A 25,750-nucleotide genomic window follows, 5' to 3' on the forward strand; every position below is an offset into this window, starting at 1 on the left:
TCCACAGGTAGGACTCGAACCTACGACCGATCGGTTAACAGCCGATAGCTCTACCACTGAGCTACTGTGGAATAATATTTATCAGACTTCTTACATTGTAATCGACATTATATGTAATGTCAATAAGTTTTTGTAATTTATTTGCCGTTTATTTGAGACGGCTTTATTAATTTATCATAATCAATCTATTTTAGTCAAGCATCTTCTACATTTTTTTTAATTTACCTTTACACTTCCCACAAACATATTTAACCGTGTTCACTTTTCTTTTTCGAACATATTTTTGCTCGCACTGCATACATACATATATGTGCTCTTTTTTCTTTCCATCACTTTCTTTTTTCAATGCCTGACAAAATCGGGGGGCCCCTACTTCTTTCATTAGGCTTTTAAAGTCTTGATCTCCATGCTTATACCCTTTCCCCTCAATATGTAAATGATAGTGACAGAGCTCATGTTTAATGATTGCTACTATTTCTTGTGTGCCATATTGTTCAAAGTATTTGTAGTTTACTTCTATATTAGATGTACGTAATAAATACCTTCCACCTGTCGTACGTAAACGAGAATTAAAAGTGGCTTCATGACGAAATGGTTTGTGAAACAGCTTCAATGAAATTTCTTCTACAAGTATTTGTAAATCCTTATCATTCATCTTATATACTCCTCTACTGTATGAAATCACCTGACTAGCTCTTTGGGCATACACTTCATTACATACTCACTATTTACCTTATCATAAATGAAAAGGAGTGATTGTCCTTATGCCAATGTGGCTACAAAAACAAATGAGGCGCGCTTATTCTGAAAAAGACCGTGCACAAATAAAATTGCTCAATCAATGTTGGTTTTTTTATCAAAAAAATAACTCCGCTTCTTAATCACTTCTTTTTAAAAATAAAATTGCCTTTTCAGAAAATCTGAAAAGGCAATTTTATTATTGATGGGGCGGAATCATCGTCAATGCGACTCTTCCTTTTTTCATATCTACATCTTCTACCCACACATTCACCAAATCTCCTACTGAAACGACATCGAGGGGGTGCTTAACGTACCGATTCGTTAATTTAGAAATATGGACTAGACCGTCTTGCTTAACTCCTATATCGATGAACGCTCCGAAGTCTACGACGTTTCGCACAGTACCTTCAAGCTGAATACCTTTGGCAAGATCCTCTAGCTTCAAAATATCCTGACGGAGCAAAGGTTTTGGCAGTTCATCACGAGGATCTCTTTCCGGTCTTACGAGCGCTTCTATAATGTCTTTTAAAGTAAGCTCCCCTATACTTAGTTCTTCTGATATTTCGGGTAAAGAAATATGTTTTAATGCTTCTTTTACTTTCTCCGTTCCAAGCTCAGTCTCTTTCACTTCAGCTTTCTTTAAAAGCTTTTTAACGTCTCCATATGTTTCAGGATGGATACCCGTTCTGTCTAAAGGTTCTTCACCTTCTATAATACGTAAAAACCCAATACACTGCTCATACGTTTTAGCACCTAGACGCGGAATTTTCTTCAGCTGTTTTCGGTTAGAGAATTTTCCGTTTTCATCCCGATATTTTACAATGTTTTGAGCAACTGTCTTATTTAGACCAGCAACGTATTGTAGAAGCGAAGCAGAAGCCGTGTTTGCATTTACTCCTACCTGATTTACTACTGTCTCTACAATAAAAGTCAGTGAATCATTTAATTGCTTTTGAGACACATCATGCTGATACTGCCCTACTCCTACCGACTTAGGATCGATTTTCACAAGTTCAGCCAGCGGATCTTGCAGCCTTCTGGCAATCGATACAGCGCTTCGCTCTTCTACTTGAAAATCAGGAAATTCCTCTCTAGCAACATCAGAAGCCGAATATACGCTTGCTCCCGCTTCATTCACAATCAAATAATAAACTGGGTTTTCAATTTCTTTAAGAACATCCGCTACAAATTGCTCCGTTTCGCGAGATGCCGTTCCGTTTCCAATGGCTACTACTTCAATAGGGTATTCAGCGAACATTTTCTTTAATTTATTTTGCGCTTCAGCTGCTTTTCTCACAGGAGGATGTGGATAAATAACATCAATTTTTAATACCTTGCCTGTTTCATCTACTACAGCTAATTTGCAGCCTGTTCGAAAAGCTGGATCTACTCCTAATACCACTTTCCCTTTCAATGGAGGTTGGAGAAGAAGTTTCCGTAAGTTTTCAGAAAAGATGTGAATGGCTCTTTCTTCGGCTTTTTCTGATAGCTCTTTACGGATTTCGCGTTCAATAGATGGTTCTATTAAGCGTTTATAAGCATCTTCTATAGCTGAGATGATATAACTTTCAGCTGAAGAATCCCTTTTTTTGATTACTTGTTTATGTAAATATGAAAGAATACGATCTGTAGGCGCATCAATACTCACTTTTAAAATACCGTCTTTTTCTCCTCTATTCATGGCTAAGATACGATGAGGAACGATTCGCTTTACCGCTTCTGTATATTCATAGTACATTTCATAGATATTTTTTTCATCTTTTTCGGGATCTTTGACTGAAGTAACAATTATGCCATCTTTTACAGTAGTCGTACGAATCCATTGACGGTAAGATGCTTCGTCAGAAATTTGTTCCGCTACAATGTCTAGGGCTCCCTGAATAGCTTCTTCAGAAGATTGAACTCCCGCTTCTTCATTTATGTATGTTTTCGCTTCGTTCTTCACGTCGGAACGTGGAAAACTTAGTAACCACTGTGCTAATGGTTCAAGACCTTTTTCTTTTGCTACAGTTGCTTTTGTACGTCGTTTTTGCTTAAAAGGGCGGTATAAATCTTCTACTTGTTGCAATTTCTTCGCTTGATGAATTTGAGCAGCCAGTTCCTCAGTTAATTTCCCTTGCTCTTCAATTAATCGAAGAACTTCCTCTTTACGCTCCTCTAAATTCATTAAGTAGTTCCAGGAATCTAAAATATTCCGGATTTGGACTTCATCCAAAGCACCAGTTTGTTCTTTTCTATATCGAGCAATAAAGGGAACTGTATTACCGTCTTCTACTAAAGCAATTACGTTTTGTACTTGCTTTTGTGAAATCTCCACCTCTTTACTTACACGTTGAACAATTTGATTATCTAATTTCGTTGCAACAGACACAGCTTATCCTCCTAGCTAAATGAAACTTTGTCTTTATTGTAACAAAACTCACATGCAATAACACATGTGAGCTAAAAAGAAAGGCTATGCAGTTGGAAGATGACCAGCGATATACGTAATATCGTCATTATGAGATCGAATTGCTGCCTGTAGCCGTGTCGACAATTGATCTACATTCATCGAGTTAGCAAAAACAGATTTAATCTCTTTTAATTCTAAGCCATCTGTATGAATCAAAAATTTAGAACCGGAGTCATATGGGAAGGTTTGTGTGCGGAACTTTTGAATTTTCCCTGATAAAAAACCTTGAATTGGTAGAGGGTACGTTAATTTTCCCTCCGGAGAATACAGATAAAAGCGGATATTACCTACATTTGTATAATGAAATTCGTTATGTTTTTTATCAATTTTCAAAATAGCTACTGCCGCACCTCTTGTATGTCGAGTAGCTTTGTTACACTTAGAAATGATCTCATCCACATCTAGATGATGATGAGCTTTCGCTACATCCGTAACAGCTACAGAAGCGGCTCTAGCTTGTTCACCGCTTCCTAATCCATCTGCCACTGCACATAGAAAATAGTCATCCGTTTCTTTGACATAGTAACTATCTCCACAACATACGTTCCCTTGCTTTGGCTCTTGGTATATATGAGTTTGAATCAACTTTGTATTAGGGTCTACTGTCATCACGACATATACTCCGAATCGTTAGAATCTGAGCGAGCTGCAGTCCTTAGCTTATCAAGAGCTCTTCTTTGCAGTCGAGATACATGCATTTGAGAAATCCCTAACTTCTCACCGGCATCTTTTTGACTCAGATTTTCAATAAATGTATAGCGAATCACTTCTTTTTCTCTATCGCTTAATACATGAAGAATCTTTTCTAACACTAAGCGCTGATCAGTTTTCTCATAACCCGACTCTTGTTCACCTACTAAATCAAGGATTGTAACAGTACTTCCATCAGAGTCTGCTTCAATGGAATGATCAACAGACAACGCTTGATAACTTTGCCCCATCTCCATTGTTTCTAAAATTTCTTCCTCTGTCACTCCGATATGATCAGCAATTTCTTTCACTTGAGGAGATCGCTGTAAACGGGTTGTTAGCTCTTCGACAGCTGCTTTAATTTTAGGACCTAATTCTTTGATGCGGCGCGGTACGTGAACACTCCACGTTTTATCGCGTAAAAATCGCTTAATCTCTCCAATGATTGTAGGAACAGCAAACGATTCAAAGCTTCTTCCAAATGAAGCATCATACCTTCTAATAGCTCCTAACAGTCCTAGCATCCCTACCTGCACAATATCTTCATGTAAGCTTCTGCCTTTTGAATAGCGACGTGCAATAGATTCAACAAGGTTCTTGTAATGTACTACTAGATCACTTTGTGCTTCTTCATCCTGCGTTTTTTGAAAGCGCTCAATTCGTTCCTGAACCTGTTCTTTAGTTAATTTCATAGGTTGAGACTGTGTTTTCATCACTCTCCACCTGCTCTCTTTGCACATACTTAGTCATCATTAGCGTTACACCTTTTGAATTGACCATTTTCACTTCGTCCATTAGTGTTTCAATTAAATATAAACCAAGTCCACCTTCAGGAAGAAATTCAACTTCTTTTGATGTTTCATAAGGTCCTATATGTTCCTTAAGCTCTTCAAAATTAAAGCTTTCACCTTTATCGACCACCATGATTTCTAAACGGTCATCAAATAAACCAAAACCTACTCTCACTTCACCATTTTCTTCATTCTTGTAAGCATGCTGTACGGCATTTGTACATGCCTCACTCACAGCAATTTTCATATCTTCAATTTCATCATAAGAAAAACCCATCCGGTTCGCTACACCAGACAGCGTCAGTCGAATAATCGCTACGTAGTCTGGCTTAGCAGGAATCTTCATCTCAACAAAGTCATAAGGCTGTTTCATTTTACGCCACCTTCTACTTGTGAATTCACGTTTAAAATGTCTGTGAGGCCCGTAATATCAAATAAGCGCTTGATGCGCTCTGATACACCAACAAATTTCAAAGAGCCGTTATTTTTCTTATTGGCTTTTAACAATGCAATAAATACACCTAGTCCTGTACTATCCATGTATGATACATCGGTTAAATCGACTATAATTTCTGGTTCGGTATGTTCAGTAATTTCCATGAACTTTTCTTTTAGCTTAGGTGCTGTATATGCGTCAATCTCTCCAGCCAGCTTAATACGATATGCTTGACCGTCCTTTTGTATATCTATTTTTAAATTCATCGTATTAGTAGACCCCCTCTAATTTTGTGCTATCTTTTCTGTACCCTTATTTAGAATACTTAAACTAAACTCTTCAAAATAATCAATGTAAAGTCATCCCTCAATTGAAAATGCTGTAATTTTTCCAGCTCTTTATATACAGATTCTACAATTTCTTGAGGAGACAAATGCATATATTTTCGAATTAATTTTATGATGTCCAATCTTTCAATAAATCCTTCTTCAGTTCTGCATTCTGTTACGCCATCTGTTAACAGAACAATCATATCGCCTTTTGAAAGCTGCTGCTCGTACTGAAGATATTTCACATGGCGATCGACTCCTAGCACGAGTCCTTTTGCTTCCAAATCTTCAAATGAATCAGCTTTGGCATCATAATAAAAACCTGGTTCATGCCCTGCAGATGCATAATCAAATAAGTTTGTCTCGGGATTATAGCTTCCGTAGAACATCGTAATAAACATACTTGGATCTACGTTTCGCTCTACAATATTGTTCAAGTTCTCTAATACATAACTTGGATTTTTTCTTGAGTCCGGTAAGCTGTCCATTGCATACTTGATCATAGACATACACATTGCAGCTGGAATTCCTTTTCCGATCACATCGGCAATGGCAATACTTAACCCGCCGTGCTCTTCTTCTACAAAGTGAAAATAATCTCCGTTCATCTGTTTAGCCGGTACGCTAATCGCACCAATTTCTAAAGTTGAACTAGCCGGAACCTTTGTCCCCAACAGCGTCTGCTGGACGTTAGCGGCAACTTCAATTTCAGAACGAAGTTCCCGCTGCTTATTTTTTAATGTTTGATGCTCACGAAGAGCAAGACCGTAGCTAATCATTACCTCAAGTAAAAAGTCCAGAGAATGCAGCACTTTTTCTGGAATATCAGAATAAATTTCTTCAATCACTTCTTTATGAATGCTCACAATATCTTCTGGCGATATTTCATTCTCTAAAGATTTTCTACTTAGTTTTTGTCCTTGATACAAAATTTGTTCATTTTGTGTTTGGATATAGTTCCCCAAAATATCTTTGTATAAATCTCTCATCTCTTTATCAAAAGACATTATCTATTTCCTCCTACCGGAGCCACTTAACTGCTTTAATCTCAGTACCTTCTCCGACATTTGTTTCGATGTCAAACTCATCCATCAATCGTTTTACCCCAGGAAGCCCAGCTCCTAGTCCACCCGATGTTGAGTATCCATCTTCCATTACTTTGCGAACGTCGGGGATACCTGGCCCTTCATCTGTTGCTACGACAAGAAGACCGTTTTTTCCTCCACGATTTAATTTCTCAATATAGATTTGACCCTTACCCGCATATAGGTAAATATTACGAGCTAATTCAGAAATGGCGGTTGTAATACGAGCTTGGTCAACTGTTCCAAACCCTAGCTCTTTCGACACATTTCTACCTAATTGGCGTGCCGCTACGATGTCCCATTCTGTTACGATTTTTACGCTGGATTGGAATTCCATATACTAATCCCCCAATTCCGATTGGAGTTTCTCAAGACCTTTTTCTAAATCGAGTGCAGTAAGAACATCATTTAGGCCAATCCCTAACTCAACAAGTGTAATAGCTACTGCAGGCTGGATACCTGTTAATACTACTCTAGCCCCCATCAAATTAGACATGCTAACCACGTCACCTAAAACTTTTGCGATGAATGAATCGATCATATCAATTGAAGTTAAATCGATTACCACTCCTTTTGCTCCAGTTTGATGAATTTTACTTAGCAAATCTTCTTGGAATTGAATAGCCGTTTGATCATCCAGCTCCCATTGAATGGATACCAATAAATAGTCGTACAATTTCAAAATGGGTATTCTCACGTTTATTCCTCCGATTCTATATCAACTATTTTCCGCTCAGTCATTTCTAACGCAAACTCTACGCCTTTTTTTAATGAATTTTTCGTAATAATTTCGTTTAAGTTAATACCTAAGTTCACAATAGTCTGAGCAATTTCCGGACGAATTCCTACTAACAAACACTTGGCTCCAACCAAACGTACGGCTTCAGCAGCTTGAATAATATGATGGGCAACCATCGTATCCACTACTGGTACTCCGGTAATATCTATTAATACGACCTCTGATCGGTGCTTTACGACACCTTGCAGTAAGTTTTCCATAATTTTCTTTGCGCGATCAGTGTCAATTGTTCCTACAAGCGGCATTACTGTAATTTTATCAAATACCGGTATTAATGGAGCAGACAATTCTTGAAGTGCAACTTTTTGCAACATAACTGTATTTTCCCACGAGTTGGAGTATTGTTCTACTATTTTGTTATAAATAGGGCTTAACCATTTGTCAAACCGATAGAATAATTCAGAATGAGTTTGGTCAGCCTTTACATGTTCACTGTTTACATACCCTTCGACCACTACGTGACCCAAGTTACGTACACCCTGTGTTAAATAAGCAAGAGGCCATCCTAAACTCACAACTCGTCCTACTACTTCCTCTAGTTCCTCTGCAAAATTTTCCTGATCACGGAATGCTTTTGCCAAAAGTAAATTTACAAAATCAGAGCTTACATTTACGTACACTTGCTCGGATACAATGTTTTTAATGCGCTCTGTTTCCACATCATTCATTAACACTAGCCATCGATCAAAAATTTCTGATTTATGATTTTGTATATAATTGAATAAATCTTGATTCATGAGGTCCTCCTTGTGAGTCAATACACTCATTTATATCTATATATATATTATCATTTTTAAAACGTTTCTTATTACAATATACGTTTACTGATTATTCCTAGTCAAATTAAAAAAGTTGCTCATAAAGGAGCAACTTAGCATAAATGGAAGTATAATTCTAAAAGTCGATAAGTCCTACACTGATTTGCAAGGCTTCATCCACTCTGTCCATCATTTCATCATCTAAATGGGTAATCTTGTCTGTTAGCCTCTGTTTATCAATAGTACGAATTTGTTCTAGTAAAATAACTGAATCTCGCTCAAATCCATAGCGCTTTGCATCAATTTCAACATGCGTAGGTAACTTTGCCTTTTGAATTTGAGCAGTGATCGCAGCTACAATAACAGTTGGGCTAAAACGATTGCCTATATCATTTTGAATGACAAGTACAGGGCGAACGCCTCCTTGTTCTGAGCCAACAACAGGAGATAGGTCAGCAAAATAAACGTCGCCACGTTTGACTACCAAGTCATTACCCCCCGCTTACTAAACGATCCACAGTATGATCAGCTTCATACTCTGCTAGAAAAGCCTCGGAAGCAATATTTAAGTTTATCTTTGCCATCTCCATATATCCACGTCTCATTGATTCGCGAATATGGCGTTTTTTTCGCTCACGAAGGTACAATTTTGTTGCTTGGTGAATAAAATCACTTCGGTTGCCATTTTCTTGTTTAACCATAAGATCGAGCTCCGATACTAAATTTTTCGGTAATCTTACTAGGATTTCTGTAGTTGCGCTCGCTTCAGACACAAACATACACCTCCAACATCAATACACACACCAATAGTCTCATCTTTCCTTATCATAACATTGATTAGCTTTAATGGAAAGTTAATTCTGTCAATTTCTACACTATTATCGTCAATTGATACCCTCTTTTATGCATGGAAGTTATTATTTTATTGTCTTGTGTTAGCAGACTTTTTATGTTGACTCAGGAAGATGTATATTCAGCGCAAGATATAATTATTAACATCAATGTGCTGCGAATCTCTTGTATAAACCCTCGGAACCCTTGCTGCAACCATGCAAGGGATTTCATAATTAATTGTTTCAAGATGCTTCGCTACTTCATCAATTGTAATTTCAGCACCTTTTTGTTTTCCAATAAATGTTACTTTTGTACCCATTTTATACATTTTAGGTAATTTAATCATCAATTGATCCATGCAGATTCTACCAACAATTGGCACTTTAACTCCATCTACTAATACTTCAAAATTGCTTAATTTACGAATCCAGCCGTCTGCGTATCCTACTGGAATAGTAGCAATCCATTCATCTTCTTTAGCTTCATAAGTAGCTCCGTAACTGATATGACTCCCTTTTTTGACTTTTTTAACATGCACAATACGGCTGTGCAGCGAAAAAGCTTGTTTTAACGGAATTGGCAAGACTTCTTTTAATTCCTCAGAAGGACTCAAGCCATACATAGAGATACCTAAGCGTACGCCATTAAAGATATCTTTCGGACGACGAAGCAAGGCTGCGCTATTTGCACAGTGAATCATCGGAGGTGTAAAATTATATTCTTTCACAATTCGAACCATTTCTTCAAAGAATGTGTATTGTTCTTCAAAATAAGTCGAGTTTAGCTCATCTGCTGTTGCAAAGTGTGTAAACACTCCATCCAGCACGAATCCCGAATGAGAAGCGATGATCTTCATTGTTTCGTGTAATTCTTCTTTTGTTCTAACTCCCAAGCGACCCATGCCTGTATCTATTTTTAAATGCATATGCAGCTGACTGTTTTCACCTAGAATGGAAGCCGCTTCTTCAATCCAAGCTTTGCTATAAGCAGTGACCGTTACATCCCACTCCAATGCAGTTTGAATGTGTAGGGTAGGCACGGCGCCTAATACTAAAATGGATTCCTTTATTCCTTTTTTCCGAAGAGCAATAGCTTCATCCAAAAAAGCTACAGCTAGCATATCAGCACCAGCTTGAAGCGCAATCTCTGCTACTTCTTTATCTCCATGCCCGTACGCATTCGCCTTCACTACGGCCATTAACGTTTTATGCCCCGGTATCAGTTCTCTTACATGATTCACATTTTGAAAAATGGCTTCTACATCAATTTCTGCCCATGTTTCTCTATAAAATGCATCCATTACTACGACACTTCCTTTTTTCAGAACCATTCTAAACGTACTTTCCTCTGTTAGTATAATACATCTATAGTCAAACTTCATCTCGATCTTTATTCAAATTACGCAAGAACAAGCCTACATATATGCAGGCTTGTAAGCTTCTCTTATTTTCCCATCTGACTTTGCACAGATCTAGCAACTGTACTCAATTCATCTGGTGTTAGCTGATCAGAAGCCAGCATAAAGTCTACTCCATTATATGTCCAAGATAGACTTTTATCCGTTAAAGCTCCCACAGTAAAACCTAAATCAAATGGCTCTCCGGCAGTAACTGTAGATGTTGCTGTTTTAGCTACTTGTGCTTTTTCTTGTACAAGCGTAAACGGCTTTTCTCCTTTGTACATTAAAACGACTCTCTCGCCATTTTCCGTCTCAATTTTCTTTTCCTTGGACAGCTTTGTACCTTTTGGAACATCCTTAGGATAAAGGACGCTAAATGATCTCTGCTGAGCTAATGTCGGAACGTCAATCTTTGCACTTGTCATGTTTCTTTTTGTATCAAAAGCCCCTTTATCAAACTTAGAATCGAATTTCACCTTAGAGAAATCAACTTTTATTAACACTTTGTTATCCGTATCCATAATTTTAACCGAAACAGGCGCTAAATCACTTTTGTTCAGCGTAATTTCTTGTTTAGGAAGCATCGTGCTATTTTGATAGTTGGTTTTTGTTTCAAAAATATAATGCTTATTTGTTGATTTAAAACTTGCCTTTTCATCCTTCACAATATCTTGGACAAGAGATTCATACAAATAAGCTTGACTGCTATTTTGTGGCCAGTCACTTTGAAAACGAAAGCTTTTATTTAAGGCGGGCGTTAAAACAAAAACCCCTTCATCATTACGCAAAATCATTTGGCTTTGATCTTTCTTTGTATTTTTCAAATTCACTCGATAATACATAGGCTTACTATGCCAAATCTCTACATCGTATACTTGAGCATCTTTCCCTGTATTCAATGTCATCTTAGCATCTGATTTATACCCCGCCATTTCTTGTACCTTGGCATCCAATGCATCTGTTACATCCTGCTGACTTTTTTCACCGCATGCTGATAAGGCTAAGAGAAAAAAGGCGCAAACAAATAAGCCAATCCATTTTTTATGCATTTCCCCAACTCCTTTATTTCGTATATTCACAGCTAAACGGAGAAGCAAGAACATATCTTGTCTCCCCTATCCACACTATGAATATATGAACAAGAAATAGTGAATATGCAGACTAGCTTGACAAGCGTTCAATAATTACTTGAGCAATCGCATAGTGCGCACTGTGGGAAATAGATACGTGTATGGACGCGTCCAGTGGTTGTTTTGTAACAATGTGGGGCTTTCCTCTTTCATCATTCACGATTTCGATATCTTGGAAGCTGAAATCTTTTCCTATTCCTGTTCCAAGAGCTTTCGAATATGCTTCCTTCACAGCAAATCTCCCTGCTAAAAATTCGACCTTACGTCGGCTTGATAGCTTTTCATAGCGTTCTTTTTCATTTTTTGTTAAAATCCGAGTAACAAAAGCACTTTGACGCTGCACCATTTTTTCAATCCGCTCTAACTCTGTAATATCAATTCCAGTTCCTATAATCATTTTCATTTAATCCTCTCTTACAGAATAGTATATAAAAATGCCTTTATAAAAAGGAGTGACAAATATGTTCGTACGCACAGAAAATGCAGCTGAATTTAAACGTTTTTACCCTGTTACCTTTACGCTTATCTGCATTCACATTGCGCTATGGTTAATTGCCGCTCTTCCCTCAAACCTTGCAGAATCTTTTATACATCAGCTTATCGGTGCGAATAGCTTAATTTCTCAAGGAGACTACTGGCGACTTTTCACACCTATCTTTTTGCATCTAAGCTTTTCACACCTTCTTTTTAACTCATTTTCATTGTTCTTGTTAGGGCCAGGTGCTGAGCGTATTCTTTCTTCTTATAAGTTTCTTCTATTCTACCTTACGTGTGGATTTCTTGGAAATATCGTTACATTCCTAACCCAATCTTCTTTTTACAGCCATGTGGGTGCATCCGGTGCCATTTTCGGGCTGCTCGGGTTTTACCTCTACCTTGTAATAAAACAAAAACATATGCTTTCTCAAAGTAACCAGCAAATCATTATCGTCTTCTTAATTATTGGATTACTTTCAGGTCTGCTAACGCCAGGAACCAACAACACAGCTCATTTCGTTGGAGGTATTGCTGGATTTCTTCTCGCTTTTCTCGCGTTCAAACAGAAAAACAAGCCACAGATATGAGGCCTGGTTTAAGATTTAATATAAAAAGTGGATGAGTTAATAAATTCCACATCTTCATAAGACTTCAAGTCTCTTACTAACTGAAAGAGCGCTTCATCTTTTTTCTTAGCTTCAATCATGCAATCAATTTGCGGTATCGTTCCATTTACTTCTTTTAAAAAGCTGTAAAACCCATGAACATCGATATAATCTGCATGGGCTCTAAATTCTTTATCACTTTTAGGACTAGATATATGCATTTTTAGAGGAAGCGTTTCCTGTTCCCACGTTCTAGTGATACGGTCCCAATGCTCTTGCCATGAAGTTTCATCGTTGTTTGCCTGATGATGATGAAGATCAAAAATGATTGGGACATTTAGTTTTTCACATAAATACAAGACGTCCTTTATATGAAAGGTTGTATCGTCGTTTTCTAACATAATCATTTGCTGAAGGGATTGAGGTACAAGCCCCCAATTATGAATAAACTGCTCCAATGCTTTTTCTTTATCATTATAAGCCCCTCCGACATGTAAAACACAGCGATTTTGAAGCGGAATATCCATTCCTTTTAGCAACTTTTGATGCATGCGAAGAGTTTGGATAGAATGCTTAAAAACCTCTTTATCCGTTGAGTTTAAAACAACAAAATGATCCGGGTGAAAATCTACTCGCATTGGATGTTCCTTCAAAAATACAGAAATACGCTGAAGAGCATCCTTTAAAGGAGCTATGTAGTTCCACTCTTTTAGCGCCTCATGGTTAGCTAATGGAATTAACTTAGAACTGAATCGAAAAAACTCAATTTCACTCCATGCATTATGTTTTAATAAACGTAAGCAGTTTTCTAAGTTGGATATTGCAATACGTTCGAGCTTGCGAATGGCCGCTTCATGGTCTTTCACACGCTGAAATTGTGCAAAAGTCATTGTTTGAGAAGGAGAACTATTTTCCAAATGAACGCTCATCGCCACATAACCTAACCGAACAATGGTCGACATCAGTGAACACCCCATTTTATTTTACTCATAGTGTGCACCAATAAAATAGCAATTAACACATAAAAAAAACGAGCCTGTTAAGGCTCGTTTTTATTTTACGCTTTGCTGCGAGAATCTTTACGATTACTGCTGCTATTACGATTTCTATTATCACTGCCGTTGCTTCCACCGCGACGCTTGTCACCAAAACGTTTTGAGTTTCCACGACGATTTTGTTGTGAGTAGTTTTTAGAGTTAGAACGTGAACGACCTCCGCCATTTCCACGTTTGTTTTTATCACCTTTTGCAATTACCGGTGGTTCAGCAGTTAATTGAATTGGTGATTCGTTTGGTTCTTTTGTAAATAATTTGATCGCTGCTGCCACTAATGAAACTGAATCGTGCTCTTCAAGTAACTCTTCTGCCAACTGTTTGTAGTAAGATAAGTTGCCTTGTGTCACAGATTCTGTTAATTTGTCAGCTGCAATACGCTGTTGACCTTCCATTGCTTCATCAAGCGTTGGAGGAGTAAGACGCTCCATTTTACGTTTTGTTGTACGCTCAATATTGTGTAACTGTCCAGTTTCTCTTGGCGTTACAAATGTCATAGCAGCACCCATTTTACCAGCACGTCCTGTACGTCCGATACGGTGTACATAGCTCTCTGGATCTTGAGGGATATCAAAGTTGTATACATGAGTAACACCAGAAATATCAAGTCCGCGTGCAGCTACGTCCGTTGCAACTAATACATCAATAGAACCTTCTTTAAATTGACGTAGTACAGATAGACGTTTCGATTGCGTCAAGTCACCATGGATACCTTGTGCAGAATAACCACGCATATTTAATGCTTCTGATAACTCATCAACACGGCGCTTTGTACGACCAAAGATGATAGCTAATTCAGGTGATTGCATATCTAAAAGACGAGTAAGGATATCAAATTTACGCTTTTCTTGTACTTCTAAATAATACTGCGTAATGTTTGGCATCGTTACTTCTTTTGCTTGTACTTTTACCACTTTTGGTTCGTTCATGAATTTTTCAGCAATGCGACGGATTGGAGTAGGCATTGTTGCTGAGAATAAAAGTGTTTGGTGGTTCTCAGGTACGTTTGATAAGATTTTTTCAATGTCTTCGATGAATCCCATGTTTAACATTTCATCTGCTTCATCTAAAATAACTGTATGAACATCTTGTAGACGAAGTGTACGACGATTAATATGATCTAGCATACGCCCTGGTGTCCCTACGATGATATGAGGGTGCTTTTTCAATGCACGAATTTGACGACTGATATCTTGACCACCGTAAATTGATAGCACGCGTACGCGCTTTGTTTGACCAATTTTGTAAAGTTCTTCAGATACCTGTACAGCAAGTTCACGAGTAGGAGCAATAATTAACCCTTGAATTGCATCTACGTTTACATCAACTTTTTCAATAAGAGGAATACCAAATGCCGCTGTTTTCCCTGTTCCTGTTTGTGCTTGTCCGATCAAATCGTGACCTTCTAGTGCTAATGGGATAGTTTCTGATTGAATTGGTGTTGCTTCTTCAAAACCCATTTTACTCACAGCTTTATTAAGCTGTTGACTTAATCCTAAATCTTGAAATAATGCCAAGTTTTTCAAACTCCTTTTATATTTAGACTATCTATATTTTACAAAAAAAAGCATTCTCCGAGGAAACGGAAAATGCTCTAAACGACTACTTCAATAAATTCAACGTTTAGAGTATAAGCGCCTCAAGACACTCAGACTACATCATAACACTATGGCTTTCCGTTTGCAATAGAGCTTACTTATACTCTTTTTAATATCACGGTAATTTATGCATCATTTTTGAGATAACTTCCTCAAGCTTCATCCCTCGAGATGCTTTCACTAAAACCACATCTTCTCTTGTTGTAATCGCTGTTAATTTTTTAACAAGCTCATCTTTCTCCTCAAAGTGCATTACCTTATCTTCTGCAAAATTATTTTTTGCTCCTTGCTCAATTTCAAAAGATAAGGGGCCGTATGTTAGAACATAATCAATTTTTTCTGCTTGAATAAACTCTCCCACTTCTTTGTGAAACTCTTTTTCCTGATCGCCTAATTCAAGCATATCCCCGAGAACAAGAATTTTTTGCTTATAGCCTTCTAAATCATGCATCAACGTGATAGCAGCTTTAACGGACGTTGGGCTTGCGTTATATGCGTCATTAATGAAGGTCAAGCCATCTGTTCGTTTCACGAGCTCCATACGCATATTGGTTAGCTTTAATTCTTTTAACCCCTTAGCGATTGTTTCATTGTCTAGTCCAAAATAATGACCTACCGCAATAGCAGAAAGCGCATTGTGAACATTATGTTTACCTAATACCGGGATAAAGAATGGATATGTTGTTTCACGTGAAACAGTGAATGTTGTGCCTAACTCTTCAGCTGAAATAGCACTTGGATACAAATCGTTTTGTTCTGAGCTGCCAAATGTCACCGTTTCAAATACTGGATTAACAACGCGCGACGTTAAAAGTGGCTCATCACCATTATAGACAAGCTGACCTGTTGGCGCTAAGCCGCTTGTAATTTCTAATTTTGCCTCCGCAATTCCATCACGGCTTCCTAAGTCTTGAAGGTGCGATTCTCCGATATTTGTAATAATGGCTACATCAGGCTCCGCTAAATTAGAAAGAAACTCAATTTCCCCTCGGCTGCTCATGCCCATTTCTAAAACTGCAATATCATGAGTTTCATCTAAACGCAAAATAGTAAGCGGCATACCAATATGATTATTAAAGTTTCCATCTGTTTTCAGAACGCGGTAAGTTGTATCGAGCACAGCTTTTACCATGTCTTTTGCTGTTGTTTTTCCGTTACTTCCTGTAATGCCCACTACTTTAATATCTAACTCGTGACGATAGGATTTCGCTAATTGCTGAAGAGCTTCTAGCGTATCATCGACTAAAATAACACTAATGTCTGTCGGTGGATTTTCTTCATCTTTGTTCCACAGTGTAGCGACCGCTCCGTTTTCAATTGCTTTATGAACAAATGCATGCCCGTTAAAACGTTCCCCTTTAATTGGGATATATAAATTACCTTGTTGAATGGTTCTCGTATCAATTGAGACTCCCTCAATTACAGCTGTTTCGTTTCCGCTATGAAATACACTTCCTGGAATCATTGTAGCTAGCTGTGTAAGCGTACGTTTAATCATTGTTGGTTTGCTCCTCTCGATATAAAGTTAACTATGGATAACATTAATTGAAACTAAACACAGAAACACTATTCATGATGAATAGTGTTGTGTGAGTTACATTGTGTGTTTAATTTGCTGCTTTTCGGTATGACGTTCAATTGCTAGTGATACAAGTTTTTCGATTAAATCTGGATATTCAACACCTGCGTGTTTCCACAATAACGGGAACATACTGAAAGGTGTAAAACCAGGCATCGTATTCACTTCATTAATAATGAATTTACCTTCTGATGTTAAGAAGAAATCTGCACGTACAAGACCAGATCCATCAATTGCTTTAAATGCTTTGATTGCTAGTGCTGACATTTCTTGATGCTGTTCTTCTGTAATTTCAGCTGGAATAATAAGGCCTGTATCGCCGTCTTCATATTTGGCTTTGTAATCGTAAAACGCTTTTTTAGGTAAGATTTCTCCAACTACTGAACAAGCTGCTTCATCATTACCTAACACACCAATTTCAACTTCACGACCAACTGCTGCTGCTTCTACAATGATTTTCCGATCGAATAAGAAAGCTTCAACAAATGCCGCTTCTAACTCTTCACGGTTATCACATTTGCTAATCCCAACGCTTGAACCTAAGTTTGCTGGTTTAACAAAGCAAGGGTATCCAAGTGTTTCTACTTTTTCATAAGCAGCCGTTCGATCTGCTTCCCACTCGCGGCGGATAAATGATACGTACTCTACTTGAGGGAGACCTGCCTGTGCAAACAGCTGCTTCATTACAACTTTATCCATACCAGCTGCTGAAGCTAATACACCGTTTCCAACATAAGGAATATTCAATAATTCTAATAATCCTTGTACCGTACCATCTTCTCCATTTGGACCATGAAGAAGTGGGAAAATAACATCTAGCTGATCATCTGTTTTTGAATCTGTTAATGCAAACATTTCCGTATTCAATGAAACTGGTGAAATAGCAGTTCCGTTATCTTGAATTTCTAATTGAGCAACTGTTTCAAGCGGACCAGTCAGCTGTGTGCCGCGAATCCACTTTCCTGTTTCTGTAATGTAAATTGGATGCACTTCATATTTATCGTGATTAATTGCTTTTGAAACTGCTAGAGCTGTTTGTAAAGATACTTTATGTTCAGCGGATTTTCCTCCGTATAAAAGGCCAAGCTTAATTTTCACTGATGTTCCTCCTAACACATATTCATCTTTTCTATTTTATCATGCACGTTTAGATAGTAAACAGAAATATTAACTATTATTACGTATGTCAAAATAGCTAGGCTTGTGAAAGAAATTCCAGCTTCTCCTTTCATTATTTAAAATGACCTTTTCACTTGGATCATTTATTTTCGAAAAGACTTTTTTGATTTTAAATCTTTTTTAAAAGTTTATTTGTAAAGTTTATTTATGCTAAAGATCACCATCAATAATCGAAACTATAGTTCTGGTATAAATCAGGAGGTTCAACAAACATGAGTAAAATGGGAAAAACGATGATTGCTGCATGCAGCGTAGCCATTGGAAGTATTTATGCAACTGGTTATATAAACACTCTATCTGATGCACAAGCTGTTCAAGTCACCCCGGCTCATCATCAGAAGAAAACGACGGATCAAACAGACAATCAAACGATTGTCAATGACAGCTGGGGAGAAGATATAGCTTCTTCTAATCGGAACCATTCATCAGCGAGTGCCGAAAGTTCTGCTCCTAAAACGAAATACAAAGATGGAACGTATTCTGGCCAAGGAAGCAACCGTATCGGAACTGTCTACGTATCCGTGACCATTAAAAACGACCGAATTGATACAGTTGAAATTACAGAAGCAGATACTCACTATTCTCAAAGTTACATTGAGGGCCTTCCGGCTCAAGTCGTACAAAGACAAAGCTCAGATGTCGACGTCGTGAGCGGAGCAACGCTTAGTACAGAAGATTTTCAAAATGCCGTGGACGACGCACTTCAGCAAGCAATGAATGCATAAAGGAGAAACGAATGATGTCCATAAAAACATATAGCCGCTCCGTATTATGTATGGGAACAACCGTCTCCATTCAAGTAATTGCTCCCCAATCAGAAGAAGCAAATGTCCTTCACCATATCTCAAAGGCATTTACTATTTTTAAAATCGTTGAAACGACATGCAGTCGATTTGATGCCAAAAGCGAAGTTATGAAACTAATTAGACATGTCAAAGAGCCTGTTTCTGTTAGTCATCTATTATTTGAAGCCCTTCATTTCGCTGCCTTAGTAGCAAATGAAACGCATGGAATCTTTGACCCAACGGTAGGAAAGCAATTAGAAAACCGCGGTTTTAATGAACATTACTTATATGGAAAACCCGTACAAGTGAACGAAGCAGTCGATTCTGGAAGTTATAAAGACATCGTATTGGATACACATAAAAAAACGGTTTGTTTACAAAAACCGATGATTATAGATCTTGGAGCGGTCGCCAAAGGGTTGGCGATTGATTTAGCTGCCCGCTCCCTTCCTTATCAGCATTTTATGATTAATGCAGGAGGAGACATCCTAGTTAAAGGACGCAATCAACACGGAGAGTTGTGGAAAGTTGGGATTCAGCACCCTGTGATTCAAACGCAGTCACTACTGACTTTACGTGTAACAGATACGGCTGTCTGCACATCAGGAAATTATGCTAGAAAAAATAAGACACATCCATCAACGCATCATTTGGTTAATCCCTTATCTCCATCCACTCGAAGCAGTCTGTTGAGTTGCACAGCTATTGCTCCTTCTGCCATGCTGGCCGATGCATTATCTACGTCAGCTTTTATTTTAGGAGCGGAAAAAGGAGTAAATTTATTGAATGATGCCGACATACGCGGCGTGCTCTTCGACTCTAGTTTCACTCCTTTTTTTACATCAGATATGGAGGAATTAATAAATTATGACCACACGTTCTGAACGAAGAAGCGGTGTTAAATATATCAGTACACCAAAAGGTTATATTACTGTAGATGAAAACAAACCAAAAGAAATAAGTCTTTGGGTGCAGCTAGTTAAAACCCCTAAAAGATATGTAATCGCTATGCTTCTGCTTTTAACTTTATTAGGTGAATTCAACTCTTCTGCCTTTCAAGGATTAGGACACCTACTGCTTGCCGTATGCTCGGCGGCTGCCTTAGATTTAGGATTTTCTTTTGCTTATAAAAAGAAAATTCAGCTTCCTGACGGCGGAATTATTACTGGATTAATTATTGCCTTAGTACTCAGCACCTCTACACCTGCTTGGGTCACATTTTGCACTGTAGCTGTTGCGATTTTATCGAAGCACTTCGTAAAAGTAAAAAAGAAGCCTATTTTTAACCCTGCTGCTTTTGGTCTTCTCTTTTCACTTATTGTCTTTTCAAGCGGCCAAAGCTGGTGGGGAAGCTTATCTTTACTACCCGTATGGCTCATTGTATCCGTGTTTGTGACGGGTTACCTTGTGACGAGTAAGGTAAATAAATTCCCTCAAGTATTTGCGTTTTTGGGCGTGTATTTTGCTATTTTCACGATTATGTCATTAATAGGAGTAGGCGATGTAGCAGATGCTTTACGAGCTCCTTTTGTTAATTCCGCTTTATTTTTAGCCTTCTTCATGGTGACGGATCCGCCAACTTCTCCTGCCAAGTATAAAGACCAAATAAAATTCGGGCTGCTTGCGGGGGCGATTAGCGCTATAGATTACTTAGTTTTTGGCGGCCTTGCCTATTTATTAATTGGCCTGTTACTTGCTAATGCATGGAAAGCGTGGAAGACCGCCACTAAAAAAGTGATGAAAAAAGCTGCCTGATGATAGGCAGCTTTTTTCATAGCGGAATTTTCACATGAAATTCCGTACCCACGTTTTTCTGGCTAAAAACCTTAATTTCTCCGTCGTGAGCTTGTACAATCCATTTGGCAATCGCGAGACCTAAACCTGACCCTCCTTCGGCACGTGCTCGGCTCTTATCACTTCGATAAAAGCGATCAAACACATATGGAAGGTCTTTCGCTTCAATTCCAATGCCTGTGTCTCTAACGATTAACGTCATAGAGTGATGATGTTTCTTTAGACTGATGTGAATGCTTTCTCCAGATGGAGTGTATTTAAAAGCGTTATCTAATAAAATCATACATAGCTGATGAAGTCGTTCTTGATCTCCTCCGCACATTAACGATTCAATTTCCCTGGTGAAGTGCAGCTCCTTCAGTTCAAATATGGGCTCAAATTGATTAGCTACTTTATCAACCAGCTCGCCCATATTAAAGACCGTTTTGTTTAGCAGCTGCGCACTTGAATCAGATCTAGCCAGTGTTAGTAAGTTACCCACCAGCTTCGTCATCCGCTTCACTTCGTTTAAGCTTTGATAAATATTTTCGCTTTCTTGCTCGATCGTATGATTTGGCCGTCTAAACAATAGCTCGAGATGCGTTTGCATCACGGAAAGAGGCGTTCTTAACTCATGGGAAGCATCTGCAATAAATTCGACCTGTTTGTTCCACGACTTTTGTATAGGTACAAGCGCTCGATTAGCTAAAAACAAGCCAGCCACAAGCGAAAGAAGCAGTCCAATAAACGCTGAAATGATAAGAAGAAAAGCAAGGTGCTCTAAGGTTTGAGTTTCTGGATCTACGTTTAAGACAAGTTGAATCGTTGAAACGTCTTGATCTTTTATATACCCTTCGTTTTTCACATTCATCACTCGATAAGCATGACCGTTTACCTCTTGCGACGTTTGGGCTTTCCCTTCTGAGAGCGCAGGCTTAAAGTCGTCAATATCGTTTGTATATAACCCTTTTTTAGGTGTGATTTTGATTAGTTTTTTATCACTGCTCCAAAGTAAAAACGCAACCCGTCTTTCTGTTTCTCTCTCATTGTTTTCCTGAATCTCATGTAAGTTTCTTTTTTTAACTTGCTCGCTCATCTCACTTAACCGATTGTCTGGATTTAAAAAAATAACATGCTGCATATAAAAATATAAAACTAAACTAAAAATGCTCAAAATAACCATCAGCACGATTGTGTTAAATAACACAAGCCTGATTCTCGTCTTTTTAAACATGCTCTTCCCCTTTTAACATAAAGCCTACGCCTCTCACTGTACGTACATAACCGTCACAATTAAAAGGCTGAAGCTTCTTTCTTAAATGGTGAACATAGACGTCTACTACACCCACTCCTACGTCAGATGTAAATCCCCATACGCGATTAAAAATTTGATCTCGAATAAGGATTTGTTCTTTATTTCGAATAAAGTATTCCAAAAGCTGAAATTCTTTAATCGTTAACGTTAGGGCACTCCCATTTATCATAACTTCATGATTGGCTTCTCGTATAGAAATGGGACCATATGAAATCATGCCTTCTTCTGCCTGCAAGTCTCTGAGCATCACCCTTAACCTCGCAAAAAGTTCAGCCATGGCAAAAGGCTTAACCAAATAATCATCAGCTCCATAATCGAGTCCTTTCACTCGATCTTCTACACTATCTTTTGCAGTGAGAAAAATAACTTTCGTCAGCACCTTTTGTTTTCTTAGCTTTTTTAGTATGTCAAGTCCTGTTATACCCGGCAGCATAATATCTAAAATCAAAGCATCATAAATATTCTGCTCTGCTAAAAACAAACCTTCATCTCCTTCAGACGCACAATCAACTTCATATCCTTCTTCTTTTAAGCCTTCTACGATACCGTGTAATAAGGAAGCATCATCTTCTACCACAAGTACACGCATATCAAATTCCCCCTTTTGTGAGTACCTAAGTAAGCATTATCTTAGCATGTCACTTTTAAAAATATTTTAAAACTAACGTGTTATCATCTCTTATACTTTATAAAAAAAGTTATGTCTGCAAGCAGACATAACTTTTAACTAAACGCTATTTATGATCAGGACGTCGGTAAATGAACACCGCTTCTTTTGGCAGTTTACCAAACAAAAAGCTAGCAAACGGTAAAAGACGATGACATCCCCAAATGATGAGGTAACAGCCCGCTAATGTTAGAATATAGCGTGCCAAGATTTCAACGTGAAACATGTAGTTGCCTTGTATTGGTACTGCTTTTGCCACAAAGTTTAAAACCATTGGGTGAATCAAGTAAAAGCCAAACGAGTACATGGCAATATTTTTAACAACCGTCACGGACTTTGCAGAAAGCTTTTCAGCTAATATCTCTGCAATTCGGAAGAAGAAATAACTTCCAGCAACCAAATAAAGCGTATTAACAGCCTCATACGTAAAGCCTGAAATGTGGATTGTCTTCATTGTGTACAAGTGATAATTCAACAGTGAAATAGCTATTCCCGATCCGAGCGTCACTAGAAACAATACAATATTCGAACGACTGTACTTTTTATCCACTTGCTCGCGATAATAAATGCCAATCCAACCGCCGAGTAAAAACGTAGCCATTGTATTTAAAAATAAATTAAATGAAGTGATATGATACGTATTGTTAAGCATTAAATAACCAAGCTGAATGATGATGCCAAACAGCCACATGTATTTTTTAAAAATGGTTATCTTTTGTGCTAGCCATACAAAAACCGGCAGCACGAGATAAACTTGTACAATTAAAAAGATAAAATGAAGCTGATAGTAGGACTCTCCGCGTAAAATACGTTTCACAATATCAGCTGCATTTAATTCTGTTGCTCCTACATAGTACGAATAAAATTCATAAATAAGTGCCCAAATAATATAGGGAACCAAAATATATGTCACTCTTCGAGCATAATACGTTTTCCATAAAGTCTTTGTTAAAGGCTTGTTAATATAACTATAAAAGAAAACCAAACCTGTGATCACAATAAAGATTCCTGCTTCAATTCGAACAATTCGGTTAAGAAAATGATATTTCTGATAAGCTTCGCTTGCAAATGGCAGTACCGTTGCATATGCTGCTGTTACATGTACGAGCACAACCATCATCATAGCGAATAATCGTAAAAAATAAATGGATTGAATATGCTGCTTTTGTTTTTGCTTCACTTTTTCTCTCCTATATAATGTGAAATATAACTTCTAGATGAATAATAGAACATTCAATTTTTTCTTATCTTTCCCGTTTTACAAATAAAAAAGCTAATAACACAAAATAAATGTTATTAGCTTTACTCGTTTGTATTTTATCTTTCCTCTTGCTATCACGCAACTGAATTTACAAAAACAATAAAGAACTTAAGTATAAATACCTAATTAAGTTCCTTTTATTTACGGTGCATTTTAAATTCTAAAAATAATTCATTGTAATAAGCAAGCATTCGTTTGCCTAAGTTATTATATACTTCAAGCTTTTTTGTTAGTTCTTCATCTGGATAAAAACGTTCATCTTCCGCTACTTCTTTCGGCAAATAATCTAACGCTTTTTTATTAGGGGTAGAATACCCTACATATTCCGCGTTTTGAGCAGCATGTTTAGGATCTAGCATAAAGTTCATGAATTTATGTGCGCCTTCTACGTTTTTAGCCGTTTTTGGAATAACCATGTTATCAAACCATAAATTCGAACCTTCTTCTGGAACAACGTAATTCAGCTTATCGTTTTCACTCATGATCTCAGAAGCATCGCCTGACCAAACAACGCCAATTGCCGCTTCTTCATTTGCTAGGAGCATCTTAATCTCGTCTCCTACAATGGCTTTAACATTTGGTGTTAATGTATCAAGCTTTCTTTTTGCTTCTTGAAGATGGGCTTTATTCGTATCATTTAATGAATAATTTAAGCTGTTTAGCCCCATTCCCATCACTTCTCTAGCGCCATCTGCAAGTAAAATTTGATTTTTTAGCTTAGGATCCCATAAATCATTCCAACTTTTTATCTTCTTGCCATGAATCATATCAGAGTTATACACAATACCCACAGTTCCCCAAAAATAAGGAATAGAGTACTTATTGCCAGGATCAAAGGATAAGTCTAAAAAACGCGGATTAATGTATTTTAAATTAGGCAGCTTCGAATGATCAATTGGCAATAGTAAATTTTCTTCCCGCATCTTGCTAATCGCGTACTCAGAAGGCACAGCAATATCAAATGTTGTACCGCCTTGTTCAATTTTGGTCATCATTGCTTCATTCGAATCAAAGGTCTGATAAATGACTTTAATTCCGGTTTCTTTTTCAAACTGATTCACTAAATCAGGATCAATATAATCTCCCCAATTATAGACAGTCAGCGTATCTCCTCCAGAGTATCCTTCGGCATTGTTCAAATGATGAACCACATACATAAGAACGAAAGAAAGGATGACGATGAAGATAAACGGCTTTGCTAATTGCTTCATTTTCCAGTCGCCACCCCTTTCACTTTATTGCTATATCGCTGGCTGATAAAGTAATAACCAATCACAATCAGCACGGTAAACATGAAAATAAGAGTAGAAAGAGCATTGATTTTCAGAGAGACCCCTCTTCTTGCTAACGAGTAAATTTCTACTGAAAGCGTGGAAAAACCGTTCCCGGTCACAAAGAAAGTAACCGCAAAGTCATCCAAAGAGTAAGTTAAAGCCATAAAAAAGCCTGCAAAGATACCAGGACGAATAAATGGCAATACCACTTTCGAAAGTACTTCAAAGCGGCTTGCTCCCAAATCACGGGCTGCATCGAGCAGTGTCGGACTCATTTCCTGCAGCTTAGGCAGAACCATGATGACCACAATCGGTACACTGAATGCAATATGCGCTAATAATACCGATATAAATCCGAGCTTTACACCGATAATGGTAAATAGAATTAAAAAAGATGCGCCAATAATAACATCTGGACTCACAATTAACACATTATTAAATGTTAACAGCGTATTTTGAACACGTCTGCGCTTCACGTATACGATAGCAAGTGCCCCTATCACGCCAATAATAGTTGAAATACCGGAAGACAGTAGAGCAATAATAAGAGTATTCAAGACAATAATAAGCAAACGCGTGTCTTGAAACACTTCTTTGTACCAATCTAACGTAAACCCTTCAAATTCACGCATGTTTCCTCCGCTGTTAAAAGAGTAATACATTAAATAAAAAATGGGCGCGTATAAAATGAAAAAGACAAAAAATAAATAAAGGTGGCTGAACTTCCACTTTCTCTTCATT

General features: G+C 37.8%; 29 protein-coding genes and 1 tRNA gene. 5 read left to right on the top strand and 25 right to left on the bottom strand.

From position 1 onward, the window contains the following. Positions 1-71 (bottom strand) — tRNA-Asn (locus ACFX4R_RS26905). 134 nt (positions 72-205) lie between these two features. Further along, positions 206-655 carry a SprT family protein gene (locus ACFX4R_RS26910; protein ID WP_013081425.1) on the bottom strand — a complete coding sequence of 150 codons (450 nt, stop codon included), beginning with the start codon at positions 653-655 and terminating at the stop codon, positions 206-208. Between the two features lie 109 nt (positions 656-764). Here ACFX4R_RS26910 and cmpA point away from each other — a divergent pair, with 109 nt between their 5' ends. After that, a complete protein-coding gene (cmpA, locus tag ACFX4R_RS26915; protein ID WP_013055014.1) occupies positions 765-881 on the top strand; it encodes a cortex morphogenetic protein CmpA in 117 nt (38 codons plus the stop codon). Positions 882-937: 56 nt separating this feature from the next. Here cmpA and ACFX4R_RS26920 read toward each other — a convergent pair whose 3' ends face one another. The 14 genes from ACFX4R_RS26920 to acpS form a co-directional block, all read right to left on the bottom strand. Continuing rightward, positions 938-3,112 (bottom strand): Tex family protein, encoded by a 2,175-nt coding sequence (locus ACFX4R_RS26920; protein ID WP_323619340.1) that lies wholly within the window; start codon positions 3,110-3,112, stop codon positions 938-940. A gap of 84 nt (positions 3,113-3,196) precedes the next feature. After that, the gene (locus ACFX4R_RS26925) at positions 3,197-3,802 is read right to left on the bottom strand and encodes a PP2C family serine/threonine-protein phosphatase (RefSeq protein WP_013081423.1); all 606 of its coding nucleotides are present in this window, start codon (positions 3,800-3,802) and stop codon (positions 3,197-3,199) included. Beyond that, a complete protein-coding gene (gene sigB / locus ACFX4R_RS26930) occupies positions 3,802-4,596 on the bottom strand; it encodes an RNA polymerase sigma factor SigB (protein WP_013055011.1) in 795 nt (264 codons plus the stop codon). The genes ACFX4R_RS26925 and sigB overlap by 1 nt, the downstream gene beginning before the upstream one ends. Continuing rightward, positions 4,562-5,047: an anti-sigma B factor RsbW gene (gene rsbW / locus ACFX4R_RS26935; RefSeq protein ID WP_013055010.1), complete on the bottom strand. Its 486-nt coding sequence runs from the start codon at positions 5,045-5,047 to the stop codon at positions 4,562-4,564. Before rsbW ends, sigB begins: the two co-directional genes overlap by 35 nt. Beyond that, positions 5,044-5,376: an anti-sigma factor antagonist gene (locus ACFX4R_RS26940; protein WP_013055009.1), complete on the bottom strand. Its 333-nt coding sequence runs from the start codon at positions 5,374-5,376 to the stop codon at positions 5,044-5,046. The genes rsbW and ACFX4R_RS26940 overlap by 4 nt, the downstream gene beginning before the upstream one ends. A 59-nt stretch (positions 5,377-5,435) precedes the next feature. Next, positions 5,436-6,446, bottom strand: coding sequence for a PP2C family protein-serine/threonine phosphatase (locus ACFX4R_RS26945; RefSeq protein WP_013055008.1), 1,011 nt, complete (start codon positions 6,444-6,446; stop codon positions 5,436-5,438). A 13-nt stretch (positions 6,447-6,459) separates the two neighbouring features. After that, on the bottom strand, positions 6,460-6,861 hold the full coding sequence (locus ACFX4R_RS26950; protein WP_013055007.1) for an anti-sigma regulatory factor: 402 nt from the start codon (positions 6,859-6,861) through the stop codon (positions 6,460-6,462). A gap of 3 nt (positions 6,862-6,864) precedes the next feature. Next, complete coding sequence (locus ACFX4R_RS26955; protein ID WP_013055006.1) at positions 6,865-7,221, bottom strand: STAS domain-containing protein; 357 nt, start codon at positions 7,219-7,221, stop codon at positions 6,865-6,867. A 2-nt stretch (positions 7,222-7,223) separates the two neighbouring features. Beyond that, positions 7,224-8,060: an RsbT co-antagonist protein RsbRA gene (locus tag ACFX4R_RS26960; protein WP_013055005.1), complete on the bottom strand. Its 837-nt coding sequence runs from the start codon at positions 8,058-8,060 to the stop codon at positions 7,224-7,226. 157 nt (positions 8,061-8,217) lie between these two features. After that, positions 8,218-8,568 carry a type II toxin-antitoxin system endoribonuclease NdoA gene (gene ndoA, locus ACFX4R_RS26965; protein WP_013055004.1) on the bottom strand — a complete coding sequence of 117 codons (351 nt, stop codon included), beginning with the start codon at positions 8,566-8,568 and terminating at the stop codon, positions 8,218-8,220. 4 nt (positions 8,569-8,572) lie between these two features. Further along, the gene (locus ACFX4R_RS26970) at positions 8,573-8,854 is read right to left on the bottom strand and encodes a CopG family ribbon-helix-helix protein (protein ID WP_013055003.1); all 282 of its coding nucleotides are present in this window, start codon (positions 8,852-8,854) and stop codon (positions 8,573-8,575) included. Between the two features lie 200 nt (positions 8,855-9,054). Then, positions 9,055-10,296, bottom strand: a complete 1,242-nt coding sequence (gene alr, locus ACFX4R_RS26975) for an alanine racemase (protein ID WP_425262921.1) — start codon at positions 10,294-10,296, stop codon at positions 9,055-9,057. Between the two features lie 62 nt (positions 10,297-10,358). Beyond that, positions 10,359-11,417: a LolA family protein gene (locus ACFX4R_RS26980; protein ID WP_043977822.1), complete on the bottom strand. Its 1,059-nt coding sequence runs from the start codon at positions 11,415-11,417 to the stop codon at positions 10,359-10,361. 58 nt (positions 11,418-11,475) lie between these two features. Further along, positions 11,476-11,841, bottom strand: coding sequence for a holo-ACP synthase (acpS, locus tag ACFX4R_RS26985; protein WP_043977839.1), 366 nt, complete (start codon positions 11,839-11,841; stop codon positions 11,476-11,478). Between the two features lie 64 nt (positions 11,842-11,905). Between acpS and ACFX4R_RS26990 the strand changes: the two genes are divergently transcribed. Beyond that, positions 11,906-12,508 (top strand): rhomboid family intramembrane serine protease, encoded by a 603-nt coding sequence (locus tag ACFX4R_RS26990; protein WP_165575647.1) that lies wholly within the window; start codon positions 11,906-11,908, stop codon positions 12,506-12,508. Between the two features lie 8 nt (positions 12,509-12,516). Here ACFX4R_RS26990 and uvsE read toward each other — a convergent pair whose 3' ends face one another. The 4 genes from uvsE to ACFX4R_RS27010 all read right to left on the bottom strand — a co-directional run bounded on the left by uvsE (position 12,517) and on the right by ACFX4R_RS27010 (position 17,853). Beyond that, positions 12,517-13,488, bottom strand: coding sequence for a UV DNA damage repair endonuclease UvsE (gene uvsE / locus ACFX4R_RS26995; protein ID WP_035336061.1), 972 nt, complete (start codon positions 13,486-13,488; stop codon positions 12,517-12,519). Between the two features lie 95 nt (positions 13,489-13,583). Then, positions 13,584-15,095: a degradosome RNA helicase CshA gene (gene cshA / locus ACFX4R_RS27000; protein WP_016762753.1), complete on the bottom strand. Its 1,512-nt coding sequence runs from the start codon at positions 15,093-15,095 to the stop codon at positions 13,584-13,586. Between the two features lie 196 nt (positions 15,096-15,291). After that, positions 15,292-16,674: a UDP-N-acetylmuramoyl-tripeptide--D-alanyl-D-alanine ligase gene (locus ACFX4R_RS27005; protein ID WP_165575648.1), complete on the bottom strand. Its 1,383-nt coding sequence runs from the start codon at positions 16,672-16,674 to the stop codon at positions 15,292-15,294. 96 nt (positions 16,675-16,770) lie between these two features. Then, positions 16,771-17,853, bottom strand: a complete 1,083-nt coding sequence (locus ACFX4R_RS27010; protein WP_013054995.1) for a D-alanine--D-alanine ligase — start codon at positions 17,851-17,853, stop codon at positions 16,771-16,773. Positions 17,854-18,146: 293 nt separating this feature from the next. On the opposite strand from ACFX4R_RS27010, the gene ACFX4R_RS27015 reads away from it, so the two are divergent. From ACFX4R_RS27015 to ACFX4R_RS27025, 3 genes are read left to right on the top strand one after another with little or no spacing between them, the layout of a single operon-like run. After that, positions 18,147-18,659, top strand: a complete 513-nt coding sequence (locus tag ACFX4R_RS27015; protein WP_043977815.1) for an FMN-binding protein — start codon at positions 18,147-18,149, stop codon at positions 18,657-18,659. A gap of 14 nt (positions 18,660-18,673) precedes the next feature. Next, entirely contained in the window at positions 18,674-19,603 is a 930-nt protein-coding gene (locus ACFX4R_RS27020) for an FAD:protein FMN transferase (protein WP_377571241.1), read from the top strand. Next, positions 19,587-20,474 carry an RnfABCDGE type electron transport complex subunit D gene (locus ACFX4R_RS27025; RefSeq protein WP_043977811.1) on the top strand — a complete coding sequence of 296 codons (888 nt, stop codon included), beginning with the start codon at positions 19,587-19,589 and terminating at the stop codon, positions 20,472-20,474. The genes ACFX4R_RS27020 and ACFX4R_RS27025 overlap by 17 nt, the downstream gene beginning before the upstream one ends. A 16-nt stretch (positions 20,475-20,490) precedes the next feature. Here the strand turns inward: ACFX4R_RS27025 and ACFX4R_RS27030 are convergent, their stop codons facing one another. The 5 genes from ACFX4R_RS27030 to ACFX4R_RS27050 all read right to left on the bottom strand — a co-directional run bounded on the left by ACFX4R_RS27030 (position 20,491) and on the right by ACFX4R_RS27050 (position 25,749). Continuing rightward, a complete protein-coding gene (locus tag ACFX4R_RS27030) occupies positions 20,491-21,726 on the bottom strand; it encodes a sensor histidine kinase (protein WP_162215155.1) in 1,236 nt (411 codons plus the stop codon). Further along, positions 21,719-22,396: a response regulator transcription factor gene (locus tag ACFX4R_RS27035; RefSeq protein WP_162215154.1), complete on the bottom strand. Its 678-nt coding sequence runs from the start codon at positions 22,394-22,396 to the stop codon at positions 21,719-21,721. Before ACFX4R_RS27035 ends, ACFX4R_RS27030 begins: the two co-directional genes overlap by 8 nt. Positions 22,397-22,541: 145 nt before the next feature. Beyond that, a complete protein-coding gene (locus tag ACFX4R_RS27040) occupies positions 22,542-23,654 on the bottom strand; it encodes an acyltransferase (RefSeq protein ID WP_165575652.1) in 1,113 nt (370 codons plus the stop codon). A gap of 218 nt (positions 23,655-23,872) precedes the next feature. After that, positions 23,873-24,946, bottom strand: a complete 1,074-nt coding sequence (locus ACFX4R_RS27045) for an ABC transporter substrate-binding protein (RefSeq protein WP_377571245.1) — start codon at positions 24,944-24,946, stop codon at positions 23,873-23,875. After that, positions 24,943-25,749, bottom strand: a complete 807-nt coding sequence (locus ACFX4R_RS27050) for an ABC transporter permease (RefSeq protein ID WP_043977800.1) — start codon at positions 25,747-25,749, stop codon at positions 24,943-24,945. Before ACFX4R_RS27050 ends, ACFX4R_RS27045 begins: the two co-directional genes overlap by 4 nt. Position 25,750: the final 1 nt, after the last annotated feature.

This window comes from Priestia sp. YIM B13490 (assembly GCF_042787735.1).
Classification (GTDB): Bacteria; Bacillota; Bacilli; order Bacillales; family Bacillaceae_H; genus Priestia; species Priestia megaterium.

Excerpts from the sequence above, each read along its gene's own strand:
- ACFX4R_RS26950 (WP_013055007.1), bottom strand. The coding sequence starts at position 6,861 with ATGGAATTCCAATCCAGCGTAAAAATCGTAACAGAATGGGACATCGTA.
- ACFX4R_RS26925 (WP_013081423.1), bottom strand. The coding sequence starts at position 3,802 with ATGACAGTAGACCCTAATACAAAGTTGATTCAAACTCATATATACCAA.
- ACFX4R_RS27030 (WP_162215155.1), bottom strand. The coding sequence starts at position 21,726 with ATGTTTAAAAAGACGAGAATCAGGCTTGTGTTATTTAACACAATCGTG.
- rsbW (WP_013055010.1), bottom strand. The coding sequence starts at position 5,047 with ATGAAACAGCCTTATGACTTTGTTGAGATGAAGATTCCTGCTAAGCCA.
- acpS (WP_043977839.1), bottom strand. The coding sequence starts at position 11,841 with ATGATTATAGGAACTGGAATTGATATTACAGAGTTAGAGCGGATTGAA.
- ACFX4R_RS26980 (WP_043977822.1), bottom strand. The coding sequence starts at position 11,417 with ATGTTCTTGCTTCTCCGTTTAGCTGTGAATATACGAAATAAAGGAGTT.
- ACFX4R_RS27020 (WP_377571241.1), top strand. The coding sequence starts at position 18,674 with ATGTCCATAAAAACATATAGCCGCTCCGTATTATGTATGGGAACAACC.
- ACFX4R_RS26990 (WP_165575647.1), top strand. The coding sequence starts at position 11,906 with ATGTTCGTACGCACAGAAAATGCAGCTGAATTTAAACGTTTTTACCCT.
- ACFX4R_RS26960 (WP_013055005.1), bottom strand. The coding sequence starts at position 8,060 with ATGAATCAAGATTTATTCAATTATATACAAAATCATAAATCAGAAATT.
- cmpA (WP_013055014.1), top strand. The coding sequence starts at position 765 with ATGCCAATGTGGCTACAAAAACAAATGAGGCGCGCTTATTCTGAAAAA.
- ACFX4R_RS27025 (WP_043977811.1), top strand. The coding sequence starts at position 19,587 with ATGACCACACGTTCTGAACGAAGAAGCGGTGTTAAATATATCAGTACA.
- alr (WP_425262921.1), bottom strand. The coding sequence starts at position 10,296 with ATGAAGTTTGACTATAGATGTATTATACTAACAGAGGAAAGTACGTTT.
- sigB (WP_013055011.1), bottom strand. The coding sequence starts at position 4,596 with ATGAAAACACAGTCTCAACCTATGAAATTAACTAAAGAACAGGTTCAG.
- ACFX4R_RS26945 (WP_013055008.1), bottom strand. The coding sequence starts at position 6,446 with ATGTCTTTTGATAAAGAGATGAGAGATTTATACAAAGATATTTTGGGG.
- ACFX4R_RS27035 (WP_162215154.1), bottom strand. The coding sequence starts at position 22,396 with ATGCGTGTACTTGTGGTAGAAGATGATGCTTCCTTATTACACGGTATC.
- ACFX4R_RS26910 (WP_013081425.1), bottom strand. The coding sequence starts at position 655 with ATGAATGATAAGGATTTACAAATACTTGTAGAAGAAATTTCATTGAAG.
- uvsE (WP_035336061.1), bottom strand. The coding sequence starts at position 13,488 with ATGTCGACCATTGTTCGGTTAGGTTATGTGGCGATGAGCGTTCATTTG.
- ACFX4R_RS27015 (WP_043977815.1), top strand. The coding sequence starts at position 18,147 with ATGAGTAAAATGGGAAAAACGATGATTGCTGCATGCAGCGTAGCCATT.
- ACFX4R_RS27045 (WP_377571245.1), bottom strand. The coding sequence starts at position 24,946 with ATGAAGCAATTAGCAAAGCCGTTTATCTTCATCGTCATCCTTTCTTTC.
- ACFX4R_RS27005 (WP_165575648.1), bottom strand. The coding sequence starts at position 16,674 with ATGATTAAACGTACGCTTACACAGCTAGCTACAATGATTCCAGGAAGT.
- ACFX4R_RS27050 (WP_043977800.1), bottom strand. The coding sequence starts at position 25,749 with ATGAAGAGAAAGTGGAAGTTCAGCCACCTTTATTTATTTTTTGTCTTT.
- ACFX4R_RS26940 (WP_013055009.1), bottom strand. The coding sequence starts at position 5,376 with ATGAATTTAAAAATAGATATACAAAAGGACGGTCAAGCATATCGTATT.